Raw genomic sequence first — 17,816 nt, 5'->3', positions numbered from 1 at the left:
CATGATAAGGTAGAAAAATTGTTTAGCACCTGGCAGGAGTTCTTGTTTACTTGACAAGAGACGTATCCGTATTGCTGGGTGCTGTTTTTGTGGAGAAAAAATGGATAAAACAAAAAATAAGTATGAGGAACATAAGAAAAAGAAATGGATAGATATTCCGGTTACTTTTAAAAAGAGGACATGCGGTTCCGGAGTAACTTTTGGAGGGAAATATGTGGAAAATAATTAGGTGGTGATAAGGATTGCAGGATGTCCATACACATGAAATTGATGCAGACATTGAATTAAAGGGAAGAAAACGAATTATTTTAGACGTTCAAGAGATTACAGAAAAAAATGTGATTTCTATACTTCAAGAAGCAATGCTTATCCATGAATCTAATGCGGTGCAGTCACTTTTTCTGTTAAATTATGAAAAAGGAATTCAGCCTCTTAAAAGGAAGAAAATTATACGTAAAGAAATTGATATTAAAGTATGTGATAACGTTGCAAATGAAGTGACGGACTTTAAGCTTGGATATAACTGGGGATTTCCAATTATGTTTGGGCAAAGAAGTAATTGCGACTTGGGAAAAAATCCACCAGAAGTCGATGATAACGGAATTTCTCTTTTTAATGAAATGTTGGAAGATGAAGGGATGCCTTCTAATGACCAAGAGCTTGCAAGATTTGTTGAAATTACAGGCGTTGGATACCAGATGGTCGATATTAAAAATGAATATGAGGGTGGTTCTGTATTTGATTGCGTGACGCTTAATCCTCTTTGCACATTTGTTGTATATGACAGTTCTCCCTATCGCAGACCTGTAATGGGAGTCACATTCCGTACTCTGAAAAATGGAAATACATATTATACCTGTTTTACTAAAGACAGGCGGTATGAAATTAAGAACATGGCGAGAGTCATAAATGGGGAACAAAAGGACACATGGGGATTCCGCCCAAGGAGCGGAGAGAAAAACCCTCTTGGAATGATTCCGATTATAGAATTTATCCGTTCTCCTGATAGAATGGGGTGCTTTGAACGGCAGATCTCCGATATGGATAACCTTAATATTCTGGTTTCAGATTTTACAAATAATGTGGCGCAGGATACGCAGGAGATGTGGTGGGGGAATGATATTGAATTTCCCAAGGATCCGGAGACTGGAGAAACTATAAAGCCTGTTGGCGGCCAGTGGGTGATGTCTTTTTCTGGTGAGGGGAAGAGTCCTAAAATACAACCTCTTGTTATGGATACACAGTACGAAGGAATTTTGGCAGATATAAAATATCGACGTGATGTGATTTTGCAAAAATGCCATGTGCCTCTAAGAAGCGAACCAGGTGGGGGCTCTACCGGGACTGCAATGAGTATGAGCTCCGGTTGGAGCGACGCTGAGGTGGATGCCTGCAGGGAGGAACAGTTGATTAAAAAGAGCAAAATGCGGCTGGCAAAGGTTATGCTTGCAGCCATTGCAAAATCTTCTGATACTCCAGCAGATAGTCCGTTGTTGAAATTAAGAGTGTCGGATATGATCCCAAAATTCACTAGAAACAAAACTTATGATATGGCAACAAAATGTAATGCTTTAGCAACGCTTATTAAAATTGGATGCTATGGAAGAGATGCATTTCAAGTGGTTGACTTGTTTCCGGACAGCAACCTTGTCTGGGAGAACAGCAGGCCTCTTATTGAAAAATACCAGGCATCCTTGTGGGACAAACAAAAGGAATCCGAAAGTGAAGCAGATAAGCGTAATATGTCCGATTTGAGTGACCAGACAAGCAATAGCCCAATTCTTGGCGGTGCAGGGCAGGTGATTTGAAATGACATTTGACATTTCTTTTGACGAGTTAAACCGTTTAAATCAAACACACAAGGCAATTCCATATATACAATATTTTGGTGAAATGGATTTAACTGATGAACAAATGGAACAGAGGATTTCTCTTGCGGAAAAGCTTGAGGAGTCTTTTTTATTTGTTCTGGCTTTGCTATTTACCATGAAACAATATAATTCGGTAAATTGGGAACGGGCGCAGAAGGAATTTGAAAAAGGTTATATAAATGCTTTGTACAGCCTTGGGGTAGCTGATAATTACCTCAAAAGATATGTAAAGGATATATCGCGAGAAGCTGTGGATTCAACTAAGAGGAATCAGGATACCCCTTATTTTTATACAAGTGATAGGGCCATGTTTATGGCTGAGAATGAAAGCAATTTGGTTTTCAACCATTCTGATTTTGAATATGCCAAGAAAACAGGCAAAAAGAAAAAACAGTGGTTCGCTATTTTAGACCACGAGACAAGAGAAACGCACAGGGAAGTAAACGGAATTGTTTTGCCCATTGATGAGCCGTTTTTTGTTGGCGGATCCTTAATGCAACATGCACATGACGCAAGCCTGGGGGCAAGCACATCAGAACTGACAAATTGCAGGTGCGTTACGAAATATTTTTGATATAAGCAGTCGGGAAACCGGCTGTTTTTATATACAGTCAGGAGATTGACTATAATCGCGCAAGCCGGTAGAGAAATCGGGATATTAAGTTTCGCAGGTCGGCAGAGAAGCCGGGATACCAAGTTTCGCAGAAAAGGAGTAAGGAATTATGGACGAGAACAAAAATGTAAATGAGGAATTAGAAAACAAAGAAAAAACAGTGGAAGAAGGAACGGAAAATCAGGAGGATAAGCAGCCTACCCTTGAAGAAGTGATGGCAGAATTGGCAAGGGAGCGTGCTGAGAAAGAAAAGATGAAAGTCGCTTCTGATAAGTATTCCAGTGAAATTGCAACGCTGAAGAAACAGCTTCGGGCAAAACAGACGGCGGAAGAAGCAGCCGAAGATGCAAAAAGGGAGCAAGAAGAAGCTCACAAAGAATATGTGGCTGGCCTGGAGAAGAAGCTGGCATTAATTGAAGCAAAGGCAAGATACGCAGATATGGGAATGGAGCCGGAGCTTGCGGCAAAGACGGCAGAAGCTGAACTTGATGGAGATAAGGAAACTGTTTCTGCCAATATCAAAAAGATGATGGCTGCAAGTCTGAAATCTGCAGAAGCAGAGTGGATTAAATCCAGACCAGATGTGCAGTCTGGGGCGGAGGAAGACCCCAATGCAGAGGATCCATTTATTAAAGGTTTTACAGGAAAATAAAGAAAGCACCGGCTACCAGACAGGTAGTCGCTGACCGCAACAGTTAGCGGTAGAAAGGAGAATTTATGGCAACTGTTAATTATGCTGAGAAATACGCAAATATTGTAGATGAGAGATTTAAGCTTGGCTCACTGACAGCTTCATTGGTAAACCAAAACTTTGATTGGATCGGCGTAGAGACAGTCAAGGTATTCAGCCGTGCGCTGACAACTTTAAATGATTATAATCTAACTGGGGCAAATCGTTATGGTACCCCGGATGAACTGGGGAATGCCGTTCAGGAAATGAAAATTACCCAGGACAAGTCTTTTACCTATACCATTGATAAAAAGACGCAGCAGGACACAAATGGAACTATGGAGGCAGCAGCTACTCTGAGAGAAAACATTGACAATCTCGTAATTCCGGCAATGGATAAATACCGCCTTGGTGTTATTGCGGGAAAAGCAGCACATGTCGTTACCAAAGCAGTCACAAAAGAGAATGCATATGAAGAATTTCTGGCGGTTCAGGAAAAACTGGATGATGCAAAAGCGCCGACCGGAGGAAGAGTATGTATCTGTACACCTGCATACCATAACTTCCTGAAACTGGATGAGTCTTTTACAAAGGTTGGTGATATGGCAACACAGATTGCAATCAAGGGACTTGTTGGTGAGGTTGATGGTGTTTTAGTGTTTAAAGCGCCTACTTCCTACTTCCCTGCAGATGTTGATTTTATTATCACAAATCCAATTGCTTCTCCGTCTCCGGTTAAGCTTCAGGAATTCAAGATTCATGATGATGCGCCTGGCATCTCCGGTTATCTGGTAGAGGCACGTGTTCGTTATGATTGTTTTGTTCTGGATCAGAAAAAGGAGGCCATCGGGGTACATAAGGGAAAATAACAGGGGCTGATGCTGTAAAGGTTGAGGTAGGTAAGGGAACATATTATGGAAAGACTGCCGCCGAGCTTATGGATAACATGGAGTTTGACGGCATAACCCTTTCTGGCAATTTGAAATATGTGACTGGATACACGGAATTTAACGGCAGCGACACCGAAGAGCAGGAAGGAAACTATCTGGCGCTTGATTTCGCAGACAGCTTCACCGATGAGAAAGTGACCAGTATTGAGATTTCTCATACTGGCGGAAACCAGAAGAAAGTAACACTGACATCTGGCGACAGTTATCTTGTTCTTCGTGTGGTTGACCCTGATGATGTGATCACTGCTACTCCAACTGGAACGGACGGCGAGCTTCAGCCCCGTACAATTTATTTAGCCGTGACGCTTGAAGAAAAAGCAGAAGACGAGAATTCTTTAAGCACAATGTCTCTGTCAGAGCAAACAACCGACGATATAGTGTATACGCAAGAAATGCTGGAAAACATGACGGTTAGCAAAATCAAAGAAATTGCTGAGGAGAGAGGGTATAAAATCACAAAGATTCTTAAGGCAGATGTGATTAGCGAATTCTTATCTCAACAGAATTAAAGGAGGCAGGTCGAGTGGAGAGAGAAATTTTGCAAGATTTGAAAAATTATCTTGGAAGTGATTATGACAGTGAACAAGAAGGCTCTCTACTCTTCTGTGCTCGCAGAGCGATTTGTTCATTCCAAAATAAAAGAAATTATCCTGAATGTTATACGGATGAGATAAAAGAAAAAGACATGGAAAAATATTATGCCTGCTTATTTGATCTGACCTTATATTGGTGCAGCAAGCAGGGAGTAGAGTTTCATCAAAGCTTTTCTGGGAATGGGGAAAATCATTCTTGGGATAGCGAAAAAGAAATTTATTCTATGCATAATGTAATTCCAATAGCAGTTATCTGCTAATAAAAGACGGAGCGTGTCGATACCTTCCTTATCGGCGCAGGGAGTTTGTGTGAGGTGGCAGGGGAGCAAACAAGTCTTAAAAGGGAGAAGTTTTGAGATGGATTATTTTTTGCAGTTGTTTGGCGACATAACTATTGGTAAGGCAGTGGTTTTCCTGTGCGCCATTGGTTTTATGTTTGCTACATATAAAAAAATAGAAAAATACATTAGAGATAAAGCTTTTAAAGAGAGGGAAAATAACGAGAAATTTAATCAAGTTATAGACCAGGTGGAGCAGTATCCAAAATGGCATGAACAAAGCATTGACATTAGAACGAAGCTGACAGATTCTATTAATGGTCTCGGGAAAAAACTTGATTCAGTAAATCATTCCCTTGGAGAACTACGACGGGAGAACGGGGAGAATCAGGCTTCTACGTTCCGTTACCGCATTCTTCGATTTGATGACGAGATTCGGCATGACGCAAAGCATACCAAAGAGCATTTCGACCAGATTCTTGAGGACATCACGGAATATGAGAAGTATTGCAATAGTCACCCGGATTATCGAAACAACAAGGCTGTTTTGGCGATTGAGAATATAAAGCGGATTTACAGAGAATGTAGTGACGAAGGAACGTTTTTGTAAGGAGAAGTTATGCTTAGTAAAATTTTGTGTGCAATAGGGTTGCATAAGGAAGTTCCTTGGTGTGACGTTAAGGAGAATGGTAAACAAATTGGCGCAATACATTGCTGTAAAAAATGCGGAAAAATGAGATACTTTTCATTTACAGGTGATGGGATTAGTAAATGGAAAGATAGTTTTCCGGAAATACAAAAAAAATTGCACGTTTTACAAATAAGGCGGTGGCGGCATGAGGAGTTTTAAGCGACAACAACAGAAAGTATGGTTTACCCGGGTAACGGAAAAAAATGTCGGGATTGACAAAGTAAAGGTTTATGCAAAGCCTTTTATGAAAGAATTGCCCGTGAGCGCCACATCCGGTACTCCTGAAGAAATTGCTGCGGGCGTGGTTCCTAATTATGACCGATACATAACCTCCTACAAGAAACTGGATGTTCAAGAGGGCGATATGTGCTTTGTTGATGTGGAACCGCAGTTGGACGCAAGTGGTGAACTGGCGATGAAAGAGGATAGCATTCCTGTTACACCGCCGGATTACCGGATTGTGAAGTTACTTGTCACGCAGAAGGGACTTGTGTTCCGATATGGGATAGTCAAAATCGGAGGAAATGTATAAATATGAGGTTACTTGAAATGATTGATAATCCTATTTTATGGTTTGTAATCGGTCTTTTGCTAAGTAATATTTTTAGAAAGTTTTGGCGGAACCGTGAGTAAAGGGCTTATGTCCCGGTATGGGATAAGCCGAATTGGAGGGAGTTAATAATGGCGAGATACAGAACAAAGCCGTGCGAGATTGAAGCGTTGCTTTTTGAGGACTCGGATGAGTCGGTTTGTTCAATTATGGAATTTACCAATGGCAATTTTGCTCCATATGGAACATTAGAGCATTATGAATATGCAGTTGTCAAAACGTTAGAGGGAAATATGCGGGCGGAATTGGGGGATTACATTATCCGTGGTTTGCGAGGCGAATATTACCCGTGTAAACCGGATGTGTTTCATAAGAAATATGAGGCGGTGGAGTAATGGCGAAGCGAACAATCAAAATTGACCTGTTTGACCGTAAAAGCCTGCAATCAGCCATTAAGCAGATTCAGCAATACAGGGATGATTTGCCGAGGAAATGCGAACTGCTATGTCAGAGATTGGCAGAATCTGGTGTGCAGGTAGCTGAAACAGCCATTGCAGAATCTCCGCAAGGAAAAACCATCACATTGACAACAGATATTCGCCCAGAAAAAGCCGGATGTAAAGCAATTTTAATGGCTACTGGGAAGACTGTTACAAGCAGTGATGGGCGAAGTTTCAATTTACTTTTGGCGGTGGAGTTCGGCGCAGGTATAAAGTATAATGCCACGGAAAATCCCAAGGCAAGTGAATTTGGGATGGGAGTTGGTACATTTCCAGATCAGAAAAATGCTTTTAACCCAAATGGCTGGTATTACTTGGGGGATGATGGAGAATGGCATCATTCTTATGGTGTGAAAGCGACTATGCCGATGTATAAAACTGGCGTGGAAATCCGGCGGCAGATATTGGCGATTGCGAAGGAGGTATTCGAATAATGGATTTGGATTTAAAGAAAACGACAGTAGAAAAAGTTGACATTATGGGAGAAGCCCAAAGAGTATTGAGCGAATTAAGAAAACATGCAGAGGAAGTGAAAACAAAAGAAAATCTGGCGCAGTATGATGATGGAGTAAAACATGCCTTAGTGGCATTGGAATCGGTTTTAAATACAGAATCAGATAGTGAGAAAAGATTAATTTACCAAAAAAATGGCTTTTCTTCTCCTTATATAAGACGCTATGTAAGTTTAGAATCTGCATTGGAAGAAATTTATGGCGGTGATTAAATGCTGACAGTAAAAACAATCGTAGAAACTGTTTATGAGAAATGGGCTGAGGCGGTATCGGAATATGTTGGGGATAGTTATGGGATGAAAAATAGCGGAACTATTTCAAATTTCCCATATGCGTCTTGTATATTTAAAGGACTTCCGGGAGTTAATTGGGATTTAGAAGGTAATTGTGGAGTTGTAAGACCAACTATACAAATAGATATTTTTACAACAGGGCAAAAGGATATATCACAAGCATATCTCATAGATGAAGTATCAGATAAAGCTCTTGAATCAATGGGATTTAGGCGGTATTCAGGACCGGAACCAACACCCAATATTGACCCATCTGTAAGTAGATTTAAAAGCGAATATGAACGAGTTATCGGTTTTGGCGATTCACTTTAAAAGCACCGGGATTTCCCGTTGCCATATAAGAAACCATCAACGGAGCCAACAGGCTCTATTTTTTATGGAAAGGAGCATGGAATTATGGATTTCACAGGAGTAGCGAGCGTGATTGGAATTACGGTTATCTGTTATCTGGTAGGCGTGATTGCCAAGGCAACAGCAGTTAATAACAAATGGATTCCGGTTATTGTTGGCATTGCCGGAGCGGTTCTGGGAGTGGTTGGAATGTATGTGATTGCAGATTTCCCGGCTACGGATGTCATCAATGCGCTGGCGGTCGGAATTGTAAGCGGATTAGCCAGTACAGGAGCGAACCAGATTACAAAGATTTCGCAGAAATAGGAGAGGAGGTGATCCTTCTTATCTTCCGGGTGCAGGGTTAAGCATCAACTGTTCGGAATTTCCGAATGGTTCGCATGAGGTTCTTTAAAGAAAGGGAAAGCAATATGGAATTGAAGGATACAATTTCACTGATGGAAAGTGCTGACTACAAGGAACGTTTTAAGGCTGAGTATTATCAGGTGGTTATCCGCTGGCAGAAGCTGAAGGCAATACTTAAAAAGTGGGATGATGGGGATCTGAATTTCACACCGACCTGTCCCAGGAGCACATACAACATGCAAGATAAGGCTATGGCGGATTACATTGCCGTATTGGAGGCAAGAGCCGTCATGGAAGGAATCGAATTGGATATGTAGAACTTAACCGTATGGAAAGCCATGCGGTTATTTTTATGTTAAACCTATCGAATTCGATAGGTTTTCACCGGCTACCAGACAGGTAGTCGCTGACCCCAAACAGTTGCGGGGTAGAAAGGAGAATTTATGGCGAAGTTATCAACATTAGGTAAAAATCTGATGGCGTAATAAATGCGTAGTCATCAGAATGCCGTCCGTAATGAAACCATCAAGTAGATTACGGATAATGAGTGAGGAAATAAGCTGGAAAGCCGTTTGCAACGGTAATCAGAGAGTGAAGACTATGTTTAAAAGTATAGTCAACCGCAACGCGTAGGAAGTGAACCTTATGCTGAGATGCATGAGAATATAATCTTCCCAAGAGTCCTCACTATCGGGTGGTACGCCTGCAGAGGGCGTGGTAAAAAGGTACGCTGGACTGCATTGTAATGATGCAGAAACAAGGATAAAAAGCCTTGTGATAACAAATCGGTTACTTTTGGTTATGGAATTGAAACCACAGCCGGAACAAAGCCAACCACATTTACACAGTTACCAGAGTGTGAATCTATTGGAGGAATTTCTCTGGAAACAGAGCAGATTGATGTATCTTCTCTGGAAGATTACATATCTCAGTACGTTGCAGGACGTCAGGATACCGGTGGTACATGGGAGATTACATTCCACATGGATCCAGAGAAAAGTATACCGGCAATTAAGAAACTTTATGAAGATGCTAAAACGGCAAAAGAAGATGGAAAAGGAGTTTGGTTCCAGGTTATGTTCCCGGATATGCAAGATGCATTCTTTGTTATTGCAGAAACCGGGCGAGAGATTCCTCTTCCTGAGATTGCCGGAAACGAGGCAGCCATTATGTCTATTTCACTTGTTATTGTTGAGTACAAAGCATTAGAAGCCAAGGTTGCCTGGGCATCTGGGAATTAAATGAAATAGAAATATAATTTTTGAAATTTTATTAGTGGAGGGAATACTATGTTTTCATTTAAGGTAAATGATAAGGAATACAAGGTAAGATTTGGCTACAGGGTACTTTGTAAAACAAACCTGATTGACCGGGTTGTGAATATTACAAAGCAGAAAGATGAAGAACACGCATTTCAGAATATGATGGCAACCGTAGCGGAACTTCTGTTAGCAGGACTTCAGAAGTCCCATAGGGACGAGTTTGGTTATGAGACAGAGTCTGAAAAGGAGGCTGCATTGGATAAAATCTACGATATGTTAGACACCTATGAAGATGAGAGTACAGAAGAAAATCCGCAGGACGGTTACACCATGTTTGAGAAACTGCAAGAGGAGCTTATGAAGAACGGTTTTTTATCAAGGATAACCGAGGAAAGTGCGAAGAAAGCGGAAGCTCGGAACGCAACGAAAATTCCGCAGGATCACAAAAAGAAAGCCAGCTAAGTTTTTCTGAAAACTTCTACAAGAATGTTCTTCCATTTTATTTATCTATTGGCGTTCAGGAGGAACGGATTTTGGATGGCACACCAAGCGATTTAAAACCATTCCTTGAAGCTAACAGACTAAAAAGGAAAGAAGAGGATGAATTATCATGGATGCATAATCAGTATACAATGGTTGCTGTTTCTGTAGCAGTAAGCAGGATATTACTTGGAAAGAAAGCGAAAGGGAAATATCCGGATATGCCTTTTATGCAGAAACATGAAGAAAAAGCCAAAGCGCAGGAAACCATAACGGAAGAAGAAGCCAAAAAACAAAGGAAAAATCTGCTATCTATGCTTCAGCTCATGCAGATTAATTTTGAAAATAATCATAAGAATTAGGGCAGGGAGGAGAAATCTTTCCTGCCCTTTTTGGCTATTTAAGCAGAAGAATAGCCATTGACCTCAAAAAATTGGAGGTGGGAATATGTCAGATGGAACAGTGGATAATTTAAATATAAAAGTTTCAGCAGATGCACAAAGGGCAAGCAGGGCATTGGATAGGCTAAGCTCTTCTCTGCTTGGAATGGATAAGGCGGTCAACAGGTTAAATACCTCTGGATTCTCAAAACTGTCAACAACACTGAATGGATTCTCGAATTCCATGTCAGAGCTGAAGGGAATACGGATTCCAGATTTATCCGGTGCGGTTAAGTCCTTAAATGAACTTAAGAATATAAAAATTGAATCGCCAGATGTGAAAGGACTAAAAAGTGTCTTTGATTCAATAAAGGATATAGATGGGGATAGTGCCATCAAAACAGCGAACAGCATTAAAACGGTTGCGGATTCCATATCAATGCTTGAAAAAACAAACTTAAATGATTCTGGAATCAACAAAACAGCAAACGCACTAAGCAGGCTTGCATCTGTGAAGATAGGCTCTATTAAGACGTGGAATCTGAATAGTACATTAAAACAAATACAGAAAATTGGAGAACTACCAGATATTTCAAACAGCGTGAACCGAATGGTAAATTCGATAGCGAGGTTGGCGAATGCAGGGGAAAAAACTGGACAATCAGCTTCCGGTTTGGCGAATCTTGGAAAACAGTTGAAAAAGACAGTAAGGACATTTTCCGGAATTAGAAACATTGCACCAGAAGTAAATTCTTTCATATCCTCGATTGCGCGACTTGCAAATGCCGGAGGAAAAACTGGAAGTACTGCATCCGGATTAAAAAATCTGGCGGAAGAAACGAAACAATTCTTCAATGTCATGAAAGATGCACCGGAAATAAGTGAAAACACACTGCGAATGACAGAAGCTTTATCGAGACTGGCTTCGGTTGGTGGAAGAGTTGGCTCTTCTGCAAATATGGTTAAGAATTCGTTTAGTAAGATTTCCAGTGTAGGAAATATTGTACAGAAGTCCTTTAACAGCGTGATAAGCATTGGAAACAAAGCGATGTCTGCCATGAAAAAGATTGCGTCGGGGATTTCAACTGCTTTTTCAAAAATAGGTACATCCAGTAAAGGAGTTAAATCAGCACAGTTTAGTCTTTTATCATTAGCAAAAACAGCGATTGCGTTTCGGGCAGGATATGGACTGATTAATTTTGGAAAGCAAGCAATTGAACTTGGTTCTGATATAACAGAGGTAGAAAACGTTGTAGATGTATCTTTTGGAAACATGGCGGACAAAGCCTATGAGTTTGCTTCTACAGCGAAAGAGCAATTTGGGCTATCGGAACTGGCTGCCAAACAGTATGCAGGAACGATGATGGCGATGCTGAATTCTACTGGAGTGGCTCAGGATGCTGCGGCAGAGATGTCAGTAAATCTTGCAGGTCTGGCCGGAGACTTAGCTTCATTCTACAACATCAGTACGGATGATGCGTTTTACAAACTCCGTGCAGCAATCGCAGGAGAAACAGAACCGATGCGTCAGCTTGGAATAAATATGACAGTGGCGGCGATGGAATCATACGCTTTATCTCAAGGCATTGATAAATCGTGGCAATCCATGACGCAAGCGGAACAGGCATTACTGAGATATAACTACATATTATCAGTAACTGGAGCGCAACAGGGGGACTTCGCTCGGACTCAAAATACGTATGCCAACCAAACACGTCTTCTCGCATTGAATTTCCAGACATTATCCGCGACTATCGGACAAGGTTTCATTGCGGCCATTCTTCCGGCTATTCAGGCTCTTAACGCTTTGATGTCGGTTCTTCAGAGGGCGGCAGAAGCATTCCGGGACTTCATGTATGTTTTAACCGGATATGACGGCGGTGGATCACAAAGTGGTGTAGTAAATGATTTGGCCGGACTTGGCGATGCGTCTACAGGATTGGAGAATATAGGTGCATCCGGAGATGATGCGTCAGACGGATTAGATGATGCAACTGATTCTGCTAAAGAACTGGACAAAGCACTGTCTGTCATGGATTTTGATGAACTTAATCAATTAAGTTCTGCAATTTCTGATATTGGAAGTTCAAGTTCCGACGCAGGGGATCTGGGCGATTTAGATGATGTCAGTGTTCCAGGAGTGGACATGGGGACAGGCAATATTACGGATGCATTAGGGAAAAGTAAACTTCCGGATGCCGTAAATGAATGGGCGGAAAGAATCAGGAAAGCCTTTTTAGACCATGATTGGGATAAACTGGGAGAAGAAATTGCCTGGGGAATTAATAAAGGCTTACAAGCCATATACGATGCGATTAACTGGAAAAAAGTGGGTCCCAAAATCACAAAGTTCATCAATGCGTTTACAAAGACATTCAATAGCCTTGTAGAGCATATCGACTGGGATCTAATGGGAAGAACTGTCGGTGCAGGGATTAATACCTTGGTGAAATCGTTCAATCTTTTAGTAGGCCCAGGGGGAATTGATTTTAACCAAATCGGGGAGAAACTCTCGGTTGGACTAAGAGGTGCCATTAATGAGATTGAATGGACGGAGCTTGGAAACGCACTTGGTAATGGTTTCATGGTCGGATGGAATATCCTGTCTGGCTTTGTTACTGACATGTCGCGGAAAGACGATGCAGGAATTACAGGATGGGAATCTCTTGGGACGGCTCTTGGAAAAGCGGTAAAAGGAGTTATTGACCGAATTGATTTTGAGACAATCGCTATGACGTTCTCGAATGGGTTCAACGGGATATTTTCTGCTCTAAAAAGCTTTAATGCGGAAAAACCATTTGAAGGACTTGGCGAAAAAATATCTTCTGCCTTGAACAAAGCTATTCACAATTTAAACGCTAAGGAAGCGGGAGAAGCATTTAATGACTTTGTCTTTAGCATTTTAAATGAGCTTCTTTATATCGCGGAAAATACAGACTGGGAAGAGTTCGGAAGAAAAGTTGGAGAATTCCTGGGAGAGATTGATTGGTGGGGGATACTCACAACCGTTGTAGACATTATCAAAGAGACCCTGGGCGGTCTATTTACAGGGATGGAAGAAGGTAGTACAGCCGGTAAGATAGCATCATTTTTAGCGAAAGCATTTATTGCTGTAAAAGTGGCGAATATCGGCGGGATTTCTTCACTTGTTTTTAAAATGATTGAAAAACTAGCAGGATACTTTTTGGAAAAAGCAGCTATTTCTAAATTAAGTTCTGCGATCGGAGGGGCAACTGACTCGGCTCTTGGTGAAGCGGCAACAACAGTAGCAGGCGGAACAGGAATGAAGGCCTTGTCTTCTAGTATATTGTCTCTCGGAGGAATTTTTGGAGGAGCAGCTGTCTTAGCATGGGGAGCTACAGAGGCTGTAAAATACTTCAATAAAGAAAGCGTAGAAACAGCAGAAAATACTCAAAAATTAGCAGACTCCTTAATGGATATGAAAAAATCCGGGGAAATTACTGCGGAACAGTGGGAAAAGCTTTATACAGTAATTACAGATGGTCAAGCTTCCGGGGAAGATGCTGCCGAAATTTTTTCTGATGTTGCAGATAAAATGGAAGATATGGGCGTATCATCCGATATTGCAAAAGAAGCGATTGAAAATGCAGGTGGAAGTTTTGAAAATTTATCTACCAAGGCTAGTAATGCAAAAGAAGAAATAAACAAAACAGATTTTACTCCTCTAATATCTCAGTTAGAATCGACATCCACGGCGATTGGCGATGTTGAATTTTCTAAACTAGCTATTGATGCAGCACAAACTATTGATTCAGTAGGCGGAATCTGGCAAAAAGGCATGGATGGCTGGAAACAGATAACTGGAGAAAAAGCGTTAGAAATCTACCAAGGAATTCAGGAAGGTATCTATAAAGATAACGGACAAGGATATTATGACATCGGTAATGGTGTGCTTGTTAGTTTAGGACAAGGACTGTCAGAAGGAACGGAAGGATTTAGAAGTACACTTGATACCTCTTTAATGCAGACTATTAGAGACAAATTACCAGAGGGATACACAATCGCCTACGAAAATGGAAAGCTTACCATAGACCAATATTCGGCCGGTATAACAGATGGTGGCGATTCTCTACTAACAAATCTTAATAATGCAACCATAGCTAAAATTAATGAGATTCTTCCTCAAGGAAGTACATTGGCGTATAACAATGGACAGTGGACAATACAACAGTATGCAGCCGGAATCAGTGGAGAGGAAGATGGAGACACAGTAGGAAGTGCGTTAAATAAAGCTACAATAGACAAAATATCCGAAGTTTTGCCGAAAGGAGTAACAATCTCTTACAACAACGGAGAAGCAACTATTAAAGGATATGCATCTGGATTACAAAGCGATCCAACTTCTATCACAGAAGCGGTTAAAAAGGCTTTTGTTGATGGTGTAGATCTAGAAAGACAATTAAAAGAAAAATATTCTGGCTATGCCGCTTTTTCCGTTAAAGGTTACACAGAGAAAATGGAGGAATTAAAAGGCGAAACAGGAGATAAGATGGAAGATTTCGCAAAGAACGCCTTGATGGATCCATTTGCTAATAAATTAGAGATTAATTCTCCTTCAAAAGTATTCGAGGGATACGGCGAAAATGTGGCACAAGGACTTTCAAACGGAATTGATGCCGAATCCGACAAGCCCAAAAACAGTATTATTAATATAGCAGATTCTATAATGGATCATATGAATAATGCTTTTGATAATTTAAGCAGAATATTTAGGGATGGAGAGGATTCGGCGAACAGAAGCGCGAGTAACATAGAAAATGCTTTTTCAAATTTATATATTCCACTTCCACATATCAATTGGGATTGGAATTATATAGGAGTTGGTGATTGGGAGATTCCAATTCCAGACTTTAGCATTTCATGGTACAAAACCGGTGGACTTTTTACAAAAGCAACGATAGCGGGCATCGGTGAAGCAGGGAATGAAGCAGTATTGCCGTTAGAGAACAAAAGAACAATGTCTATGATAGCCGACAGTATTTTGGATAATGCTTCATCAGGGTCTGGACTCACAAAAGAGGAAATGAAGCAAGCAGTTGCTGAAGGTGTTGCTATGGCAATGATGAATCAGCAGCAGAAGCCAATCAATCTAACGATATATTCAGAACTCCGTACCGAAGATAACGAGGTTCTCGCCAGATCGGTACAAAAAGGATTTGAAAGCCTTGATTACAGGATGAATCCGGTTGCGTCATATTAACAGCAAGGTTATAGGGACAGTACAATTTTCTAGTCTGTCCCTATAATTCTTCCTTTTAGCATCTAATAATGATATAATACATTTGTACAAAAGGGAGGGGATTAATATGGCATTAATAAAGTGTCCAGAATGTGGAAAAGAAGTAAGTGATAAAGCAAGTTCATGTCCAAATTGCGGTTATCCTATAAGTAACATAAAAATACAAGAGAGGAATGTAGGAACAGCGAATTCAAATATAGTTGATGAAGAAAACATGAGGTTTGTAGAAAGGCCATTATGTTCTTTTATATTTCTTTTATTCTTTTGGCCAGTAGGCATGTATACGATGTGGAAATACAAACATTTTTCATCTACAGCAAGAATTATTATTACAATTCTTATAATTTTTTTGCTGTTAATATATATAATTGGGAATATGCGATAAGGATGAGGAGGAAGAACGTATGGCACTGGTAAGATGTCCAGAATGTGGAACTGAAATTAATGAAAATCTGAATAGCTGTCCGAATTGTGGTTATCCAATTCAATCTCAGACGAGAAATACAGTTGATAACGAAATACATTCTGAAAAAATTGGGTTATCAATTGCATCTATGGTTTTAGGGATTGTTTCAATTTTGACGATATGTGTTTGGATTGGAGTCATTCCTGCAATTATAGGACTTGTTTTAGGTATAATTGTTTTGAAACAAAAAAGAAAAGGAAAGGGAATGGCCATAGCAGGAATTGCAATGTCTGCTCTTGCTATTCTTATTGTAGTAATGATGTTTGTTTGGTTTAGTAATTCATCCAAAGGTATTAGTGAGGGACATGATAACAATAAAGAAGAACTTAAACAAGAACAAGAAATAATCGACGGATTTGAAAGAGCTGAATATGATAAATTTAATTCATATGCTTCTGAAAATGGACTCGATGGAACGTTAATTTATATTGAGGGAAAAGTTATAAACCAGACAAAAATAGATAGCGATGAAGGTGAGCCGCCTCTATTAGCAATAGTTGTTGAACAAGAGGACAAGAATAGATGGGATGTAAATGTTCCGTCTGAGTCAGAAATAGAAGAAATAGGTGGTGAAAATGTCAGAATATTTGGGACATACCAAGGATTTTCTGATGTTCTGAATCTCCCGGCCGTTAGTGTTGTGGTAGATGATTATGAAATAATGGATTTGGCAAGAATTGATATTAAAAAGGATGATGGGAAATATGAAACAGTATGGAATTTTGGGGATTATGTGAATTCAAACATAGATACGGATGATATAGAAACTGATGAAAAGGTATATCTAACCGATGAAGAAATTCCGCAGTTCTTTTTAGATCCAGATAGTTTTAAAGGAAAATATATAAAGCTTACGGGGGAAGTTTTTACAGCTCCACAAGATACAGGTGAATACGTTGAACTTCAAGTGTGGAATGACCCGGAAAATTCTAAAAATAATTTTTTGGTTAAAGCACCAAAAGATGGAACAGAATATACGAGTGAATCATATGTTGTTGTAGACGGGAAAATTGAGGGAATGGTAACAGGGACAAATTTAGTTGGAGGAATAGTAAGTGCTCCTATAATTGATGCCGAAAAAGTAGAAATCTCAAGTTATAAAGATGTAGTACGTCCTACAATAAAAGAATGTGAGTTTGATGCTTTAACAATAGATCAATATGGATATTCTGTTTCCATAGATAAAGTGGAATATGCTGAATTAGAAACTAGAATATATATTACTGTAAAGAATAATGGCGGAAGCAAATTCAGTATATTTAGTTATAGTGCAAAACTAATCCAGAACGGACAGCAGTATGAAACGGAAACGAATTTTTACGCGGATTACCCTGATTTGCAATCAGAAGTTCTTCCTGGCACAGAGAGCTCAGGAGTCTTAGTGTTCCCAACGATTGACGCAAATACAGATTTCCAGTTTTATGCTGAAGGGTACAGCGAAAATTGGGAAGAGGATATTCAGCCATATCAGTTGAGTGTGGCTGTTCAGAATTAATCAGTTGGTGCATTTTGTGCAATACCTGTCATATCTGAATTAGGATTAGTTACGATTTATGGAAAATGCAACGGAACAACGACCGCTAATACTGTTATGGGAGAGCAGGTGACTCTTCCAGATTTGGATGTAGAGTATATTAATTAAAAAAGTTGAAGAGGGCACCGCAAAAATCATCTGTAAGTAGGTAATCATCCGTATCTTCAAATCCCTTCCATCATTTGATAAGATGTTCTCAAATGATGGAGGTGATACC

The 17,816-nt window shown here is 40.2% G+C and carries 22 protein-coding genes; all 22 read left to right on the top strand.

Going from position 1 to position 17,816, the window contains the following annotated elements; genetic code table 11:
* The first annotated feature begins 100 nt into the window (after positions 1 to 100).
* The 22 genes from B5F53_RS20580 (at position 101) to B5F53_RS11790 (ending at position 17,560) form a co-directional block, all read left to right on the top strand.
* The gene (locus B5F53_RS20580) at positions 101 to 229 is read left to right on the top strand and encodes a hypothetical protein (protein WP_275532205.1); all 129 of its coding nucleotides are present in this window, start codon (positions 101 to 103) and stop codon (positions 227 to 229) included.
* A gap of 13 nt (positions 230 to 242) precedes the next feature.
* Positions 243 to 1,808 carry a phage portal protein gene (locus tag B5F53_RS11890; protein ID WP_087223695.1) on the top strand — a complete coding sequence of 522 codons (1,566 nt, stop codon included), beginning with the start codon at positions 243 to 245 and terminating at the stop codon, positions 1,806 to 1,808.
* Position 1,809: 1 nt separating this feature from the next.
* Entirely contained in the window at positions 1,810 to 2,445 is a 636-nt protein-coding gene (locus tag B5F53_RS11885) for a phage minor head protein (RefSeq protein WP_087223693.1), read from the top strand.
* Positions 2,446 to 2,593: 148 nt separating this feature from the next.
* Positions 2,594 to 3,136 carry a hypothetical protein gene (locus B5F53_RS11880; protein WP_087223691.1) on the top strand — a complete coding sequence of 181 codons (543 nt, stop codon included), beginning with the start codon at positions 2,594 to 2,596 and terminating at the stop codon, positions 3,134 to 3,136.
* A gap of 65 nt (positions 3,137 to 3,201) precedes the next feature.
* Positions 3,202 to 4,023, top strand: coding sequence for a N4-gp56 family major capsid protein (locus tag B5F53_RS11875; protein WP_087223689.1), 822 nt, complete (start codon positions 3,202 to 3,204; stop codon positions 4,021 to 4,023).
* Positions 4,024 to 4,091: 68 nt separating this feature from the next.
* Positions 4,092 to 4,613, top strand: a complete 522-nt coding sequence (locus tag B5F53_RS11870) for a hypothetical protein (protein ID WP_087223687.1) — start codon at positions 4,092 to 4,094, stop codon at positions 4,611 to 4,613.
* A gap of 14 nt (positions 4,614 to 4,627) precedes the next feature.
* The gene (locus B5F53_RS11865; RefSeq protein ID WP_087223685.1) at positions 4,628 to 4,957 is read left to right on the top strand and encodes a hypothetical protein; all 330 of its coding nucleotides are present in this window, start codon (positions 4,628 to 4,630) and stop codon (positions 4,955 to 4,957) included.
* Positions 4,958 to 5,054: 97 nt separating this feature from the next.
* Entirely contained in the window at positions 5,055 to 5,585 is a 531-nt protein-coding gene (locus B5F53_RS11860) for a hypothetical protein (protein WP_087223683.1), read from the top strand.
* A gap of 9 nt (positions 5,586 to 5,594) precedes the next feature.
* Positions 5,595 to 5,825, top strand: coding sequence for a hypothetical protein (locus B5F53_RS11855; protein WP_087223681.1), 231 nt, complete (start codon positions 5,595 to 5,597; stop codon positions 5,823 to 5,825).
* Positions 5,812 to 6,198, top strand: coding sequence for a hypothetical protein (locus B5F53_RS11850; protein WP_087223679.1), 387 nt, complete (start codon positions 5,812 to 5,814; stop codon positions 6,196 to 6,198). The genes B5F53_RS11855 and B5F53_RS11850 overlap by 14 nt, the downstream gene beginning before the upstream one ends.
* Positions 6,199 to 6,347: 149 nt before the next feature.
* Positions 6,348 to 6,611, top strand: a complete 264-nt coding sequence (locus tag B5F53_RS11845; RefSeq protein WP_087223677.1) for a hypothetical protein — start codon at positions 6,348 to 6,350, stop codon at positions 6,609 to 6,611.
* Complete coding sequence (locus tag B5F53_RS11840) at positions 6,611 to 7,150, top strand: hypothetical protein (RefSeq protein WP_087223675.1); 540 nt, start codon at positions 6,611 to 6,613, stop codon at positions 7,148 to 7,150. Before B5F53_RS11845 ends, B5F53_RS11840 begins: the two co-directional genes overlap by 1 nt.
* A complete protein-coding gene (locus B5F53_RS11835) occupies positions 7,150 to 7,440 on the top strand; it encodes a hypothetical protein (RefSeq protein WP_087223673.1) in 291 nt (96 codons plus the stop codon). The genes B5F53_RS11840 and B5F53_RS11835 overlap by 1 nt, the downstream gene beginning before the upstream one ends.
* The gene (locus B5F53_RS11830; protein WP_087223671.1) at positions 7,441 to 7,833 is read left to right on the top strand and encodes a hypothetical protein; all 393 of its coding nucleotides are present in this window, start codon (positions 7,441 to 7,443) and stop codon (positions 7,831 to 7,833) included.
* An 84-nt stretch (positions 7,834 to 7,917) separates the two neighbouring features.
* A complete protein-coding gene (locus B5F53_RS11825) occupies positions 7,918 to 8,178 on the top strand; it encodes a phage holin family protein (RefSeq protein ID WP_087223669.1) in 261 nt (86 codons plus the stop codon).
* A gap of 104 nt (positions 8,179 to 8,282) precedes the next feature.
* Positions 8,283 to 8,534: a crAss001_48 related protein gene (locus B5F53_RS11820; protein ID WP_087223667.1), complete on the top strand. Its 252-nt coding sequence runs from the start codon at positions 8,283 to 8,285 to the stop codon at positions 8,532 to 8,534.
* Positions 8,535 to 9,200: 666 nt separating this feature from the next.
* A complete protein-coding gene (locus tag B5F53_RS11815) occupies positions 9,201 to 9,458 on the top strand; it encodes a hypothetical protein (RefSeq protein ID WP_087223665.1) in 258 nt (85 codons plus the stop codon).
* 48 nt (positions 9,459 to 9,506) lie between these two features.
* Entirely contained in the window at positions 9,507 to 9,941 is a 435-nt protein-coding gene (locus B5F53_RS11810; protein ID WP_087223663.1) for a hypothetical protein, read from the top strand.
* Between the two features lie 71 nt (positions 9,942 to 10,012).
* On the top strand, positions 10,013 to 10,321 hold the full coding sequence (locus B5F53_RS11805) for a hypothetical protein (protein WP_087223661.1): 309 nt from the start codon (positions 10,013 to 10,015) through the stop codon (positions 10,319 to 10,321).
* Between the two features lie 85 nt (positions 10,322 to 10,406).
* Positions 10,407 to 15,560 carry a hypothetical protein gene (locus B5F53_RS11800; protein WP_087223659.1) on the top strand — a complete coding sequence of 1,718 codons (5,154 nt, stop codon included), beginning with the start codon at positions 10,407 to 10,409 and terminating at the stop codon, positions 15,558 to 15,560.
* 106 nt (positions 15,561 to 15,666) lie between these two features.
* On the top strand, positions 15,667 to 15,984 hold the full coding sequence (locus B5F53_RS20355; RefSeq protein WP_087223657.1) for a zinc-ribbon domain-containing protein: 318 nt from the start codon (positions 15,667 to 15,669) through the stop codon (positions 15,982 to 15,984).
* Positions 15,985 to 16,003: 19 nt separating this feature from the next.
* Positions 16,004 to 17,560: a DUF4190 domain-containing protein gene (locus B5F53_RS11790; RefSeq protein WP_087223655.1), complete on the top strand. Its 1,557-nt coding sequence runs from the start codon at positions 16,004 to 16,006 to the stop codon at positions 17,558 to 17,560.
* Positions 17,561 to 17,816 lie beyond the last annotated feature (256 nt).

Origin of the sequence: Blautia sp. An249 (assembly GCF_002159835.1) — a bacterium.
Taxonomy (GTDB): domain Bacteria; phylum Bacillota; class Clostridia; order Lachnospirales; family Lachnospiraceae; genus Blautia_A; species Blautia_A avistercoris.
Note: the sequence above shows the minus strand (reverse complement) of the source record. Positions and strands in the feature narration are given on the sequence as shown.